The 14725-nt window shown below is 63.9% G+C and carries 9 protein-coding genes; 1 reads left to right on the top strand and 8 read right to left on the bottom strand.

Annotated elements, in window-relative coordinates; all coding sequences use genetic code 11:
* Positions 1 to 7 precede the first annotated feature (7 nt).
* Together J6500_RS08130 and J6500_RS08135 are read right to left on the bottom strand one after the other, a co-directional pair.
* Positions 8 to 676 carry an acetyltransferase gene (locus tag J6500_RS08130; protein WP_225712167.1) on the bottom strand — a complete coding sequence of 223 codons (669 nt, stop codon included), beginning with the start codon at positions 674 to 676 and terminating at the stop codon, positions 8 to 10.
* 196 nt (positions 677 to 872) lie between these two features.
* Positions 873 to 3386, bottom strand: coding sequence for a M10 family metallopeptidase C-terminal domain-containing protein (locus J6500_RS08135; RefSeq protein WP_225712168.1), 2514 nt, complete (start codon positions 3384 to 3386; stop codon positions 873 to 875).
* A 224-nt stretch (positions 3387 to 3610) separates the two neighbouring features.
* Here J6500_RS08135 and J6500_RS08140 point away from each other — a divergent pair, with 224 nt between their 5' ends.
* Positions 3611 to 4804, top strand: a complete 1194-nt coding sequence (locus tag J6500_RS08140) for a CaiB/BaiF CoA transferase family protein (RefSeq protein ID WP_225712169.1) — start codon at positions 3611 to 3613, stop codon at positions 4802 to 4804.
* Between the two features lie 105 nt (positions 4805 to 4909).
* Here the strand turns inward: J6500_RS08140 and J6500_RS08145 are convergent, their stop codons facing one another.
* The 6 genes from J6500_RS08145 to J6500_RS08170 all read right to left on the bottom strand — a co-directional run bounded on the left by J6500_RS08145 (position 4910) and on the right by J6500_RS08170 (position 14321).
* A complete protein-coding gene (locus tag J6500_RS08145) occupies positions 4910 to 6421 on the bottom strand; it encodes a tripartite tricarboxylate transporter permease (protein ID WP_225712170.1) in 1512 nt (503 codons plus the stop codon).
* Between the two features lie 22 nt (positions 6422 to 6443).
* Positions 6444 to 6986 carry a tripartite tricarboxylate transporter TctB family protein gene (locus J6500_RS08150; RefSeq protein WP_225712171.1) on the bottom strand — a complete coding sequence of 181 codons (543 nt, stop codon included), beginning with the start codon at positions 6984 to 6986 and terminating at the stop codon, positions 6444 to 6446.
* 73 nt (positions 6987 to 7059) lie between these two features.
* Positions 7060 to 8163, bottom strand: a complete 1104-nt coding sequence (gene mtnA, locus J6500_RS08155) for an S-methyl-5-thioribose-1-phosphate isomerase (protein ID WP_225712172.1) — start codon at positions 8161 to 8163, stop codon at positions 7060 to 7062.
* Between the two features lie 32 nt (positions 8164 to 8195).
* On the bottom strand, positions 8196 to 9071 hold the full coding sequence (locus J6500_RS08160) for an S-methyl-5'-thioadenosine phosphorylase (protein ID WP_225712173.1): 876 nt from the start codon (positions 9069 to 9071) through the stop codon (positions 8196 to 8198).
* A 138-nt stretch (positions 9072 to 9209) separates the two neighbouring features.
* Complete coding sequence (locus J6500_RS08165) at positions 9210 to 10157, bottom strand: Bug family tripartite tricarboxylate transporter substrate binding protein (RefSeq protein ID WP_283842900.1); 948 nt, start codon at positions 10155 to 10157, stop codon at positions 9210 to 9212.
* Between the two features lie 246 nt (positions 10158 to 10403).
* The gene (locus J6500_RS08170) at positions 10404 to 14321 is read right to left on the bottom strand and encodes a beta strand repeat-containing protein (RefSeq protein ID WP_225712174.1); all 3918 of its coding nucleotides are present in this window, start codon (positions 14319 to 14321) and stop codon (positions 10404 to 10406) included.
* Positions 14322 to 14725: the final 404 nt, after the last annotated feature.

The following is a 14725-nucleotide window of genomic DNA, read 5'->3' on the forward strand; positions in this document are numbered from 1 at the left end:
CAGCGCCTCACAGCTTTCGCAGCCGCGTGCTCGGGACCGGGGAGCGTTCGGTGCCGCGCGGCGCCAGCACGGAGAAGTCGGGCTGGTCCTCGAGCACCAGCGCGCCGGCCCCCAGTACGCACTTCTGGCCGATCGTCACGTGATCACGGATCGTGACGTTGACGCCGACAAAACTTCCCTGCCCGATCCGCACGCCCCCGGACACCACGACATGCGAGGCCAGGAACACGTCGTCCTCGATCACCGAGTGGTGGCCGATATGGTTGCCGCTCCACAGCGTGACGTTGGCGCCGACCTGCGCGAACGGCTGGATGGTGTTGTCCTCGAGGATGAAGCAGTTCTCTCCCGGCGTGAAACCGGGAAACACGGTGGCGCGGCTGCTCAGATAGGTTGCGAGCCGGTATCCCTTGGCGCGCGCGGCGGCGACCTTCTCGGCGCGAATGGCATTGATCTTCGCGTAGCTCACCGCGACGAACATGCCGAACTGATCGGGTCCGTATCTCGCGACGACATCCTCGAACGCGACGACCGGCCGGCCGCGGAATTCGCTCTGCTTCAGAAAGGCGCCGTCAACGGTGAAGCCTGCGACCTCGTAGCGGGAGTCATGGGTGAAATAGAAATCGGCCAACTCGGCAATCTCGCCGGTCCCGAAAACGATGATCTTCTGCTTCTGCAATGGGTTTCGAGCTCCCCCGCTGTCGATTCCATATATCGATTTGGGGGTGTGTCCGCAACAAACGGCCGGGCGCCGCGCCGCCAGCAGCACCGGTCTCGCCGCCGACGGGATCGCCGCCCGGCAGGCGGGCCCGCCGCCGGCATAGCCGCGGCGAAAGTCGGATCAGCGCGATCGCCCTGCTGCAGCAAGGCACCCGTCAAACGATGTGCCAGCCTGCCGCGTTCCCGCTTCCGAGCGCGGCAACCGTGTGAGCCGTGCCGGGCTGGCCGTCGTCCCAGACGATCGCCGTGCCGCTGCTGTCATACCAGAGGATGTCGGAGCGGCCGGTTCCGTTGAAATCACCGATGGCTGCAATCTGTTGCGAACTCGGAACCGCGCCGGCACTGGAAATGAAGTGAGCCTTGCTGATCTGCCCGTCATCCCAAAGCGACACGGCACCGTTGTTGTTCTGCCAGAGGATATCGCTCTTGCCGTTGCCATCGAAATTGCCGGTGCCGACAAAATGCCAGCCGCTCGAGAGCGTTCCGGGCGGGGCGATGATATGAGCGCCGCTGACCTGGCCATTGTCCCAGATCGAAGCCTTGCCGTTGTCATTGACCCACAGGATATCGTCGTGATTGTTGCCGTCGAAGTCGCCGGTGCCGGCGAAATGCCAGCCGCCAGCGATCGTGCCGGCCGGGGCGATGATATGGGCGCCGGCGAGCTGGCCGTTGTCCCAGATCGAAACCTTGCCGTTGTCATTGACCCACAGGATGTCGCTTCGGCCATTGCCGTCGAAGTCGCCGGTGCCCGCGAAGTGCCAGTCGCTCGAGATGGTGCCGGCAGGGGCAATGATGTGGGCAGCGCTGACCTGGCTATCGTCCCAGATCGAGACCTTGCCGTTGTCATTGACCCACAGGATATCGCTTCGGCCGTTGTCGTTGAAGTCCCCGAGCCCGGCGAAGTGCCAGCCGTTCGCGATCGTGCCGGCAGGAGCGATCCAGTGCGCGCCAGAGAGCTGCCCGTCGTTCCAGACCGACACGACACCGCTGTCGTTGACCCAGAGCAGATCGTCATGCCCGTTGCCGTCAAAGTCGCTTTCGGAGTGGCCGATCGCAACGATCTGACGCGTCAGCCCGATCAGATCGCGGTCGGTGATCGCGACATTGCCCGACAGATCGATGGCGAAATCCGCACTGGCGTCGCCATTGACGTCACCCTGGAGTGTCGTCACGCCGAGTGCGCTATTGTAGCTGTAACCGACTTCGTGGCCGTTGCCGTCCAATGATGACGAGCCGATGAAGTGGAAGGTGCCGAGACCGCTGAGATCGATATAGTCCACACCCGACGCGAAGTCGGTGATTAGATCGTGCGTTGCGCCCACCGGGGTCACTTCCCCGGTTGCAAACACGAAAGTATCCGCACCGCCATTGCCGGTCATGACATCGGTGCCGGAGCCGGCGAACAGCCGGTCGGCGCCGGCACCGCCAATCATGGTATCGTGGCCAGCACCGCCCACGAGGGTGCTGCCATAGTCGCTTGCGATCAGCGTGTCGTTGCCGCTCCCGGCAATCGCCCTCTCGATGACGGTGTTGGTCGCGATCCCGACGTTGTTGACCAGTCCGCCCACGGACGAGAAGGCGCCCGGGTGCAGATCGATCGTCTGCGCATCGGAATATCCCGAAACGTCGAGCGTGTCGCTGCCGCCGCTGTCGTAGATGGTCAGCCCGGGCCCGTCGGGAAAGTTGGTGAAGTCGTAGACCCCGCCCAAGGCGCTGTTGAAGCCGTAAACGGTGTTGCCGGTTCGCGTCGTCGTTGCCGCGCCGTAGATCAGGCCTACAGCGTAGATGTCGGCCATCTGCGGCGTGAGGACATAGCGATACGAACTTCCGGAATAGTTGTCTTCCGCGAAGTACGACATGATCGAATATTGCCAGGTATCGTTGGCGTAGATCGCATCAGTCGAATAGTCGCCGTCGCCGTTGTACGGCCCCTGATGGCCGAGGCCCAGCGCATGACCGATCTCGTGGATGTAGGTCTGGTAGGCGTAGCTGTCGATACCGGACTGGCCATCGTAGGTGCCGCCATCGGTCGTGACCCAGTCGGTGCTGATGTGAACCGTCGCCGAGATCATATTGCCCGCGCCGTTCCAGCTGGCATCGGTCATGGCCGTCATCGTGCCGGTATGCACGAACGTGATGTTGGCGGCGCCGCTGGTCCGGGTGAAGCTGACGTTGGCAACATCGTGCCAGGCCGCGAACGCCGCAAGTGCGAGTGCCTGCTCGTCGGCATTCAGGCCATCGATGTTGAAGGAGATGGTATTGGAGGCCCAATGGTGGGCGAGCTCGCCATTGTAGGACCAGAAGCCGTTGATCAGATAGTCGGCAAGCTGCGCGGTCGTTGCCACCGGCTTCGTGGAGTTGGCGCTGGCGGTGGTCTGCGTAAGCGCCGTCCCCGCGGCAAGCGGATATGGATCGCCCGGGTCAACAAAAATCGACGGCCCCTCCGCTACGCCGGCGGATGGGGACGATGGTGCCGCCAACGCCGTGTCGTCCCAAGGACCGAAAGCGATCGTTTCGGGGTCATCGGAGAACCCATAGCCTTTTCGCATCAAATCAACCGTATCTGGAGATGATTTCCTGAAAGAATCGCCTTCGAACGGGCACAACCTAACATGGCCGAACGACAGATCTTTGGCCGCGATCCTGCGCGAGCGTTCGTTGGCAAACAATTAAGGCGCCTGCAAGATGCCGGTTTCGGTCTGGGCAGACCCGGTCCAGGCAGGGGTCGACCCTTCGGCGGATCTGCGTATCGTACAGGGGGTGCCACGTTCCGATTCCGGAACCGGCGTCCGGGCAACCCATCGTGTCCCAATTCCCTCGGTTGGAATGGCCCGCCAAATTGTCTAAGCCACACCGGCCAGAGTCCGGAGCGGCCCCAACAAGAGGTGTTCGAATGCCCTTTCCCCGCGCGTCCCAAGCCCTGTCCCGTTTCACCGTGCTGGATCTGACCCGCGTCCGTTCGGGACCGACCTGCGTACGGCAGCTGGCCGACTGGGGCGCCAACGTCATCAAGATCGACGCGCTGCTCGAGGACGGCGGCGGCGAGCAGCCCGGCGGTCCCCGCGGCGGCTCCGACTTCCAGAACCTGCACCGCAACAAGCGCGCCATGACGCTGAACCTGAAGGACCCGAAGGGGCTCGAGGTGTTCAAGCGGCTGGCCGAGCAGGCCGACGTCATCGTCGAGAACTTCCGGCCGGACGTGAAGGGCAAGCTCGGCATCGACTATGAGAGCGTCCGCAAGATCAATCCGCGGATCGTCTATGGCAGCATCTCCGGCTTCGGACAGGACGGCCCCTATCACAAGCGCCCCGGGTTCGATCAGATCGCCCAGGGCATGGGCGGGCTGATGTCGGTGACCGGCGCGCCCGGCCAGGGGCCGATGCGGGTCGGCATTCCCGTGGCCGATCTCACCGCCGGCCTGTTCTGCGCGCTCGGCATCCTCACCGCGCTGTTGGAGCGCGACGTCTCCGGGGAAGGCCAGTGGGTGCAGACCTCGCTGCTGCAGGCCCAGATCTTCATGCTGGACTTCCAGGCCGCGCGCTGGCTGATGGAAAAGGAAGTCGCCAAACAGGCAGGCAACAATCACCCAACCTCGATTCCGACCGGCGTATTCAAGACCTCCGACGGCTACATCAACATCGCCACCACCGGTGGACGGATCTGGGAGCGCTGCGCGCAGGCAATCGGCGCACCCGAGCTGATCACCGACCCTGATTACGCGACCGCGCCGGCACGTTCGAAGAACCGCGACGCGCTGAATGCGAAGATCAACGCACTGACCGAGAAGAAATCGACCGAGACCTGGGTGCAGGAGCTCAATGCCGCCGGCGTGCCGTGCGGGCCGATCTATTCGATCGACCAGATGTTCGAGGATGCGCAAGTCAAGCATCTCGGCATGGCGCAGCACGTGCCCAACGACGAGAACCGGCACATCCAGCTGGTCGGGCAGCCGGTGACGCTGTCGCGCACCCCGAGCAAGATGGCGGCCCGTCCGCCGGAGTTCGGCGAGCAGACCGACGAGGTGCTGGCCGAGTTCGGCTTCGGCAAGGACGAGATCGCCGAGCTCCGCGAGCGCAAGGTGGTCTAAGGCATGATCCGGAAAAGTGCGAAGCGGTTTTCCGAAAAGATCATGCTCAAACAAGGAGCTAAAGCGCGATGAGGATTCAGCCAAATCTCATCATGCTTTAGAACCTCACGCCTTTGCCGGCTTCAGCATGCGTGTGAAGCCGGTCAGCGCCTTGTCGATGACGGGCCAGAACAGCAGCACGATCGCCACCGTCGTGATGGTTCCGACGAGGCCGTTCGACCAGAACACCTTCATGTCGCCACCCGATCCGATCATCGACAGGCGGAACGCGTCCTCGGCGCGGTTGCCGAGCACGAGGGCAAGCGTGAACGGCGCCAGCGGAATGCCGACCTTCTTGAAGACGTAGCCGACGACGCCGAAGCCCAGCATCAGCCAGATGTCGAACATCGCATTCTGGATCGCATAGGCACCGATCGCGCAGGACACCACGATCATCGGCGCCACGGCCGCGAACGGCACGCGCAGGATCGAGGCGAAGATCGGAACCGTCGTGAGCACCAGCACGAGGCCGACGACATTGCCGAGATACATCGAGGCGATCAGGCCCCAGACGAAATCCTTGTGCTCGACGAACAGCAGCGGGCCCGGGTTGAGGCCCCACACCATCAGGCCGCCGAGCAGGATCGCCGCGGTTCCGGAGCCGGGAATGCCGAGCGCGAGCATCGGCAGCAGCGCCGATGTACCGGACGCATGCGCCGCAGTTTCCGGCGCGAACACGCCCTCGATGCGGCCCTTGCCAAAACTCTCCTGATCCTTGGAGAAGCGCTTCGCCAGATTGTAGCCCATGAAGGAGGCGGCGATCGCGCCGCCCGGCGTGATGCCGAGCCAGCAGCCGATCACCGACGAGCGCAGCAGCGTCACCCAGTATTTCGGCAGGTCCTTCCACACCGAGAGCACGACGCGCAGGCTGATGCCGGCGGCGTGGCCGCGCAGCGCCAGGCGCTCCTCCATCGTGAGCAGGATCTCGCTGATGCCGAACAAGCCGATCACGGCGACCAGGAAGTTGATGCCGCGCAGCAACTCCGCGGAGCCGAACGTCATGCGCAATTGCCCCGACACCGTGTCCATGCCGACGCCGGCGAGCAATAGGCCGAGCGCCATCGAGATCACCGTCTTGTGCTTGGCTTCGCGGCCGAGACCGACGAAGGAGCAGAAGGTCAGCAGATAGACCGCGAAGAATTCCGGCGGCCCGAACTTCAGCGCGAACGACGAAATCATCGGCGCCAGGAAGGTGATCAGCAGCACGGCGACCAGTGAACCGATGAAGGACGAGGTGAACGCGGCGGTGAGCGCTTCCGCCGCCCGGCCCTGCTGCGCCATTGGATAGCCGTCGAACGTGGTCGCGACCGACCAGGCTTCGCCGGGGATGTTGAACAGGATCGAGGTGATGGCGCCGCCGAACAGCGCCCCCCAGTAGATGCAGGACAGCATCACGATGGCCGAGGTCGGATCCATGGTGAAGGTCAAGGGCAGCAGGATCGCGACCCCGTTCGGGCCGCCAAGTCCGGGCAGCACGCCGACGAAGATGCCGAGCACCAGCCCGACCATCATCAGCAGCAGTGTCTTGCCGGTGAGCAGGACGGCAAAGCCGTGCAGCAGCAGACCGAAGGCTTCCATGGCGCGAGGTCCTTCCGATCGGCTAGCGGCCGAGAGCCGCTTCGAGCGGCCCCTTCGGCATGATGACGTCGAACACGATGTCGAAGGTCACGAACATCACGGCGGTGAAGACGAAGGCGGTGAGGACCGACTTCCACAGTGCGATCTTGCCGACCAGGCGCATGAAACCCGCGATCAAAAGGAAGCTCGCGACATAGAGCCCGAGATATTGCGTGGCCAGGCAGAACAGCAGGGTCGGCACGAACACCGCCAGCACCCGGCGAAGCTGGGCGCGGGTGACGAAGGTTTCGGCCGCCACGCGGCGCGAAACGAAAGCGGCGCCGAGGCCGTACAGGCTGGCGCCGCCGAGGATGACCGAGAGATAGAACGGGAAATAGCCGGGCTGCGGTCCCGTCGAGTCCCACGAGGCGCCGGTGCGCCAATTGTCCCAGCCGAGCGTCACGGCAAGCACGAGCAGCAGCAGCGAGACGACGACATCGACGGTGCGGTTGCTGACCACGGAAGGCGAGTTGTCTTCGGGCGCAGTCGGATCGTCGACGACGATCTCAATATCGGTATTGGACATCGGTGAGATGGTCTGGGTTGCGAGGGCAACGATTGGGATAGCGCGCGGGCGCAATCGCCGTCAATGCAACCCTTCAGCCGGCCTTGGCGCGTTGGGGAAACGTGCTCGCAAGTGCAGCACGGTTCGCCGCGAGAACCCCGCGCTCGGTGATCAATCCCGTCACCAGCCGCGCAGGCGTCACGTCGAAGCCGAAATTGGCTACCGGCGTGCCTTCCGGAACGACGCGCACGGTCTCGATCCGTCCGTCCGCGGTCCGCCCTGTGAGGTGCGTCACCTCACTGGCGGCGCGCTGCTCAATGGGAATCTGTCTGATACCGTCATCGATACTAAAGTCGATGGTCGGCGACGGCAGCGCAACATAGAACGGCACGCCGTTGTCGTGTGCCGCGAGCGCCTTCAGATAGGTGCCGATCTTGTTGCAAACGTCGCCATTGGCGGCGACGCGGTCGGTGCCGACGATCGCGAGGTCGACCATGCGGTGTTGCATCAGGTGGCCGCCGGTGTTGTCTGATATCACCGTGTGCGGGACGCCGTGATGGCCGAGTTCCCACGCGGTCAGCGAGGCGCCCTGATTGCGCGGACGGGTCTCGTCGACCCAGACGTGGACAGCAATGCCGCGGTCATGCGCCTGGTAGATCGGCGAGGTCGCGGTGCCCCAATCCACGGTTGCAAGCCAGCCGGCATTGCAATGGGTGAGAACGTTGACCGGTTCGCCCGGCTTCTTGGCCGCGGCGATCTTTTCGATCAGGCCGAGCCCGTGACGGCCGATGTCGCGGTTGATCGCGACATCCTCGTCGGCGATCTCGCGGGCACGGGCATAGGCCGCCTCCGCCCGCGCCGAGGCGGCGAGGGGCGCGAGCACACGCAGCATCTCGTCGACAGCCCATTTCAGGTTGATCGCGGTCGGCCGGGTCGCGAGCAGCATTTTTGCCGCGCGATCCAGCGCAGCGTCGGAGGCCTCGGTGCGCATCGCGAGCGCCATGCCGTAGGCCGCGGTGGCGCCGATCAAGGGCGCACCGCGCACCAGCATCGAGCGGATCGCCTCGCCGGCCTCGTCCGCCGTCGTGATCCTTGCGACGATGAACTCATGCGGCAGCCGCCGCTGATCGATCGCGCCGACCGACCAGCCGTCGGGTTCGAGCCAGATGCTGCGGAAATGTCGTCCGTCGACCTTCATGCCCTACGCCCTTCGCGTCACGCGTGCGCTTCTCACGACCTGAGCACCCGTCCGGCGACGGCGTCGAGCTTGGCGAGCAATTGCGGATCGCGCGCCGAGGGCGCCGTGATCAGCGCAGTATCCAGCGCACGATCCGAGCCGATCGGACAGCGTTCGTGCTCGCGCGGAAAGTCCCGCGCCAGACGCGCCACCAGCGCCTTTGCCTTCTCGGCATTCAAGTTCAGCACGCGGATGATGTCCTGCACCGTCACCGCGTCGTGGCCTGGATGCCAGCAATCGTAATCGGTGACCATCGCGACGCTGGCGTAGCAGATTTCGGCCTCGCGGGCGAGCTTGGCTTCCGGCATGTTGGTCATGCCGATCACCGAATAGCCCTGCGCCTTGTAGGTCAGGCTCTCCGCCAGCGAGGAGAATTGCGGGCCTTCCATGCACAGATAGGTGCCGCCGCGCGCAAAGGCGATGGCCTCGGCTTCCGCCGCGGCCGCAAGGTGCGCCGCGAGCAGCGGCGACACCGGATGCGCCATCGAGACATGCGCCACGCAGCCCCTGCCGAAGAACGAGTTCTCGCGCCTGTAGGTGCGATCGACGAACTGGTCGACCAGCACGAAGGTGCCCGGCGCCAGTTCCTCCCTGAACGAGCCGCAGGCGGATAGCGCGACGAGATCGGTGACCCCCGCCCGCTTCAGCACGTCGATATTGGCGCGATAATTGATGTCGGAGGGCGACAGCACATGCCCCACGCCATGCCGCGGCAGGAACACGATCGGCAGCCCCGCGATCTCGCCGCGCCGCAGTGGCGCCGACGGCTCGCCCCACGGGCTTGCGATCGCCTCCTCGCGGACATCCTGAAGGCCCGGCAAGTCGTAGACGCCGGATCCGCCGATGATCCCGAGAACGGCTTTGGTCATGATCGCTCCTCACGCTGCGGCGCAATAATCACCGAGCATTGGAGAGTTGCAAGGCAATTCCGGGCTGGGGATGTCACAAGGGGGTTGCCGGCAGCGGCACGCGGCCCAGGGCCACGTACCGCGGTTGCGGCAGGATCGCTACTTCGCGACGAAGCCCGCCTCATTCATCAACGTGGTGTTCTGCTTGTCGTCCTCCTCGAGGAATTCGATCATGTCCTTGCCGGTGAGGAAGATCGGCTTCAGCGCCTGCTTTTCCATGTAATCCTTGTACTCGGGCGTCTGCGTCACCTTCTGAAACAGATCGGCATAGAATGCCTGCTGCTCCTGCGTGACCTTGCCCGGCAGGAACATCGCACGCAGCATCAGGTACTGCACGTCGAGCCCCTCTTCCTTGCAGGTCGGGATATCGTTCCAGGACTGCGTCTCGGTGACCTTGGTCTTGTAGGAGATGCGCTCCTTGTCGAACACGCAGAGCGCGCGGACCTGGCCGGCGCGCCAGACCTCGAGGTTCTCGCTGGGGTTGTTGACGTTGGCTTCGGTGTGGCCGCCGACCAGCTGGGTCGCAGCCTCGCCGCCGGACTTGTACGGCAGATAGGAAAATTTCGCGCCGGTCTTCTGCTCCATGAAGACGGTCAGCACGTGATCCTCGCGCTTGGAGCCGGTGCCGCCCATCTTGAACGGGCTGCTGGCCGCCTTCGCGGCGGCGATGAAGTCCTTGACGGTCTTGGGACCGTTCGCGTTGTCCCACAGCACGAACTGATCGAGCGCGATCACCGAGACCGGCGTCAGGTCGCGCCAGTTGAACGGAATCTTGGCCGACAGCGGCAGCATGTAGATCAGCGAATAGGCGATCAGCACCTTGTTGGGATCGCCTTCGCTGGACTTCATGTACATCAGCGCTTCAGCGCCCGACGCGCCGCCCTTCAGCGAGACGATCATCGGCTGCTTCATCAGATTGTTCTTCTGGATCGCGGCCTGCATCATGCGCGCCATCTGGTCGGAGGCGCCGCCCGCGCCCGCAGCGACCACGATCTCGACCGGCTTGCTGGGCTCCCAGGCGGCGAAGGCCGGCGCGCTCATCAGCATGGCTGCGACGGCAGCCGTTGCTTTCACAATCTGTCCCACGTGTTTCTTCCCTATCTATCTGTTCGGCTTGGCAAAACGTCGCCAATCGCCGGCCGCCACATTGTGCGGATTATGGCATCGAGTTCAAGGCGCGAACTGGCGCATCGTCTATGACTTTGGACTGAGGATAGACGCCGTTTCGGCGACAAAAAAAGCGCGGACTCGCCGGGAGTCCGCGCCATTTTGCCGGATTGAATTGACCGCCGGCTACACGATCAGGATGTCGTTCGGATTGAGAACAACACCGGCCTGCACGCTTGCCACCGCAATCGCCGACGCCTGCGTTCCGTCGGCGCTGAAATACAGCGTCTGGTTGGCGGTATCGAAGTGGAATTCAGCCCCCGAGCCGGAGAACTGGTCGTCGCCCGAAGTCTCGAAGATCGACGACACGTCCATCCCCGCGCTCAGCGCACCGCCGTAGCCGCTCGCGGAGATCGCGATACGGTCGTGCGCGGTGATGTTGTTGAAGTCGGTGATGACGCCAAGCCCGTCGGACGACTGCAGGAACGCGAAGACGTCGTTGCCGCTGCCGCCGGTCATGGAATGGCTGCCGGCGTTGCCGATCAGCACGTCATCGCCCGCCCCGCCGTCGAGCGCTTCGCTGCCGTTGGTGGCGATCACGACGTCGTCGCCACCGGTGCCGGTGAGCACCGTTGCCGTGGCGGCATGATTGACGACGGTCGCCGTCGCATTGCTGGTCGCAACCCCGTCGGATGCCGTATAGGTGAAGGTGCCGCCTGCGGTGGCGTCGTCAAGGAACAGCACGTCGGAGCCGCCAAAGGCCGCGCTTCCTCCCGTGCCCGAGCTGACGCCGCTGACGACGAGATGATCGGCCGCATCGGGATCGGTGTCGTTCAGCGCCAGCGCCCAGGACGGGATGTCGACCGTTCCATTGGCATCGACGTCGGTGACGATGGTGTCGACGACTGCGGTCGGCGCGTCATTGGTGCCGACCAGGGTGACGGCAACTTCCTGCACGACCGCGCCGCCATGGTCGTCCGCGACCGTGACCAGATAGCTCTGCGTCAAGGCCTGGCCCTGGGCCAGGAACTGGATATCGGAATTATCGACCGTGAAGTGCCAGCCGACCGAACCCGTGCCGGACGTCTCGGTCACCGGATCGAGCGTGAAGGTCCCGACATATCCTCGGTCCAGCGGCACGAAGCTGGCCGTGTGGGTATCGCCGGTCTCGACGTCGGCGAACGCGATTGCACCGGACGTCGATTCGGCCGGCGGACTGGTCGCGGCGGTGACGCTGACGGCATCGAGGACCATGCCGTTGCCGTCGCCGGCATAGGTGAAATGCAGCGATGTGCTCGACGCCGTCGCATCGCCCGTGACCTCGAAGGCATAGTGATTGAGGCCGACCGGAACGTCGCTGAGCGACAGCAGCGTGATGCCGTCCCACGTGACAGAGAACGGCGTGCTGGTGGCCTCCGGATCGCCGAGAAGATCAAAGCTGAGGAAATAGGTCTGGCCCGGCGTGGTCGCGACGTTCTGCGCCAGGGATTCGAAGCTGCTGGTCGGCGACAGCTGAACCGAATAGTGGCCGAAGCTGCCGCCAAATTCGAGCTGCTGAACCCCGATCAGCGAGCTGGTGGTGCTCCAGCCGGCCAGAGTGCCGGTCTCGAAATCACCGTTGACGAGCACGGGCGGGCCAGCATCCTCGGTCACCGCACCATTGAGGCTTCCGCCGGTGACGGTCGGATTGTCGTTGGCACCGGCGATGTTGAAGGTCAGCGTCGTCGTGGTCTGATGGCCCTGGCCGTCGTCGACCGTGAAGTTGAACTGGTCGGTGACGTTATCGCCATTCCGCAGAGCATCGACGGCCGCGTTCGCGACATAGGTGTAGCTGCCATCGGCATTGAGAACGAGGCTGCCGTAGGTGCCGGCCACGTCTGCCCCGACGTTCGCGGCGCTTCCGTTGACTTCCGTGATCGTCCGCAGCGCGCTCAGATCGACGGAATGCTCGAGATCGGCGACCGTTCCCGCGGCGAGAACATTGCCGGCGTCGACGCCGGCGCTATCGAAGACATCCGCCGAAGCCGCGGTCACCACGACCGGATCCGACGCGCCGTCGATGGTGATCGTGACGGTCTGCGTCGAGCTCGTCGCGCCGTCCATGACCGTGACGTCATAGGTCACCGTCAGCGTTTCGCCTGCGCTCAGGAAGTCCAGATCGCGATCCGGGATGCTGAAGGTCCAGTCGATGCCGCCGGATCCGGTGCTCGTCGAATCGTGCAGCGCCGTTGCAAGGGCGGTCTGCAGGTCGGCGTAGGTCTCCGCCGGCAGGAAGTCCGGATTGGCGGACCAGACCGCGGTGTTCAGTGCGACGCTGATCGAATGGGTGTCCGACAGGTCGACGTCGGTGAAGTTCAACGTCCCGGTCGGCACCGGGCTCGTAGTGTCGGGTGTGCTCGAATCGGTCACGCCGGCCTGTTCGGTGAGCGATGCGGACCCTGCCCCGCTGGTGATCGTCACGGCATCGTTGGCACCGGTGATGACGACCGAGACGGTCTGGGTCGAACTGGTCGAGCCGTCGCTGACCCTGACATCGTAGTTGACGGTGAGCGTTTCGGCGGCGGCAAGGAAGTCGAGATCGTGATCGGCGATCGCGAAATCCCAGTCGATGCTGCCGCTGCCGGTCCCGGTGGAATCGTGTAGCGTAGTCGTCAGCGCCGCCGCGAGGTCGGCCTGCGTTGCAGCGGGGACCGTGGCACCTGACGTGGAAGCCAGGGTCACCGCGACGGTGTGCGTGTCGCTGGTGTCCGTATCGGTGAACGCCAGCGTGCCGGCCGGCAAGGTCGGCGTCGTGTCGATCGCGGCCGAGCCGGTGGTATCTGCCAGTTCCGACACCGTGGAGGATTCCGGCCCGCTGGTGATGACTACCGGATGATTGGTGCCGAGGATTGTAATGGTAACGTCCTGGGTATCGGTCGCGCCGGACGGATCCTGGATCGTCACGTGATAGACTAGCGTCAGCGTTTCGCCGCCGCCGAGGAAACTGGCCTCGGCATTTGGCAGCGCAAAATTCCACGAGACGTCGCCGAGCAGATGGCCGGTCGAATCAGGCGTGAGCGATGTCATGAACGCCGCGAGCAAGGCGGCATTGTCGAGCGGAATCGCGCCGCCACCGGAGCGGGTCGCCGAGACCGTGGTCGAGACGGTGTGGGTGTCGAACAGGTCGATATCGCCGAATAGGAGATCGCCGCAGGCAGTGAGATCGCCGGCGGGACTGACGTCCTGGTCTTCGACGAGATGTGCCGCTTCCGGCGGCGACAGGAAGATCGGCTTGTCGTTGGTGCCGACCACGGTCACCGTGACCGTCTGCGTCGAAATCCCGCCGGCGTGATCGTCGAGCTGGACGGTATAGATGATGTCGAGATGCTCGCCGGCCGCGAGGTAGTCGAAGGCAAGGTCCGGCGCCGAGAACGTCGTGTTGATCGTGCCGTCGCTCGAGCCGGAATTCTTGATGACGTTGTCGACATCGTAGAACGACATCAGCTCGGCGGTGCCGAGCGATCCGGGCGGCAGGCCCGAGGTGTCGCCGGTGGCGCTGGCGGCGATGACGGTCGCGGTGTGGCCCGCATTGGTGAGGTCCTCGTCGGTGAAGTTCAGCGCGACGTGAACCGTGTCGGGCGAGAGCGAAAGGGTCTGGTCCATCTGCTCGTTGACGGTCGCAACCGTCGTCATGTTGATGATCGGCTTGTCGCCGGTGCCCGTCACGGTGACCTTGACCGTCTGGATCGCGGTGGCGCCGTGGTTGTCCGACACCCGGATGTCGTAGGTCAGGACCAGCGTCTGGTTCTTGGACAGGAAATCGAAATCCTCATCTGGATCGCTGAACGTCCATTTCAGTGAGCCCGATCCATTGGAATCGCTGGTGATCTGGGATGTCATCGCGGTCTGGAAATGCGCCAGCGACGTAGCAGGGATGATCGTTTCACTCGAAAGCACGGCGGAATGAAGCGTGGCCGTGGTCGTATGGGTATCGGTGCGGTCGGAATCCCGGAAGCTCATCGTACCGGTCAATTGGTGCAGCACGATCGAGTCGGTGGTGTTGGCGAATTCCGCGAAGCTGCCCGACGCGGACGACGACGTAAAAACCGGATTATGATTGGTCATGAAAAAACCCCTGCATGCGTTGCGACATGCGCCGCAGCATTGCGCCGCGGCGAAACGAGGATCAGCTCTGGAGTGCTCGCTAGCCGCGTTCGGCGGTCAGAAAATGATGCTTGGCAAAAAGTGCCGGCGCGGCTGCGTCGTTGAAAAGTAGCGGTGTCGCTTCTCAGTTTGATGACGTGTGGTTGCAGCCGCAGTCACAACGAGACCGAAAGAATTTCGACGAATTGTCAGTGAAGATGAATGAACTGCGATCGACAACCACAACGATCATATGTCTGAGGTTGTGGAATCGTCAACATGAACGCGATTCACGTTGAACCTTCAGCGCGACGCCTGAACTAAGACTAGGGTTATCACGCCAATTGCATGCTCGGGAACTCACTGCGTCCCTGCACACAAGGCGC

The organism is Bradyrhizobium semiaridum (genome assembly GCF_020329505.1).
Lineage (GTDB): Bacteria > Pseudomonadota > Alphaproteobacteria > Rhizobiales > Xanthobacteraceae > Bradyrhizobium > Bradyrhizobium semiaridum.

Excerpts from the sequence above, each read along its gene's own strand:
- J6500_RS08140 (WP_225712169.1), top strand. The coding sequence starts at position 3,611 with ATGCCCTTTCCCCGCGCGTCCCAAGCCCTGTCCCGTTTCACCGTGCTG.
- J6500_RS08145 (WP_225712170.1), bottom strand. The coding sequence starts at position 6,421 with ATGGAAGCCTTCGGTCTGCTGCTGCACGGCTTTGCCGTCCTGCTCACC.
- J6500_RS08150 (WP_225712171.1), bottom strand. The coding sequence starts at position 6,986 with ATGTCCAATACCGATATTGAGATCGTCGTCGACGATCCGACTGCGCCC.
- mtnA (WP_225712172.1), bottom strand. The coding sequence starts at position 8,163 with ATGAAGGTCGACGGACGACATTTCCGCAGCATCTGGCTCGAACCCGAC.
- J6500_RS08160 (WP_225712173.1), bottom strand. The coding sequence starts at position 9,071 with ATGACCAAAGCCGTTCTCGGGATCATCGGCGGATCCGGCGTCTACGAC.
- J6500_RS08165 (WP_283842900.1), bottom strand. The coding sequence starts at position 10,157 with ATGCTGATGAGCGCGCCGGCCTTCGCCGCCTGGGAGCCCAGCAAGCCG.
- J6500_RS08170 (WP_225712174.1), bottom strand. The coding sequence starts at position 14,321 with ATGACCAATCATAATCCGGTTTTTACGTCGTCGTCCGCGTCGGGCAGC.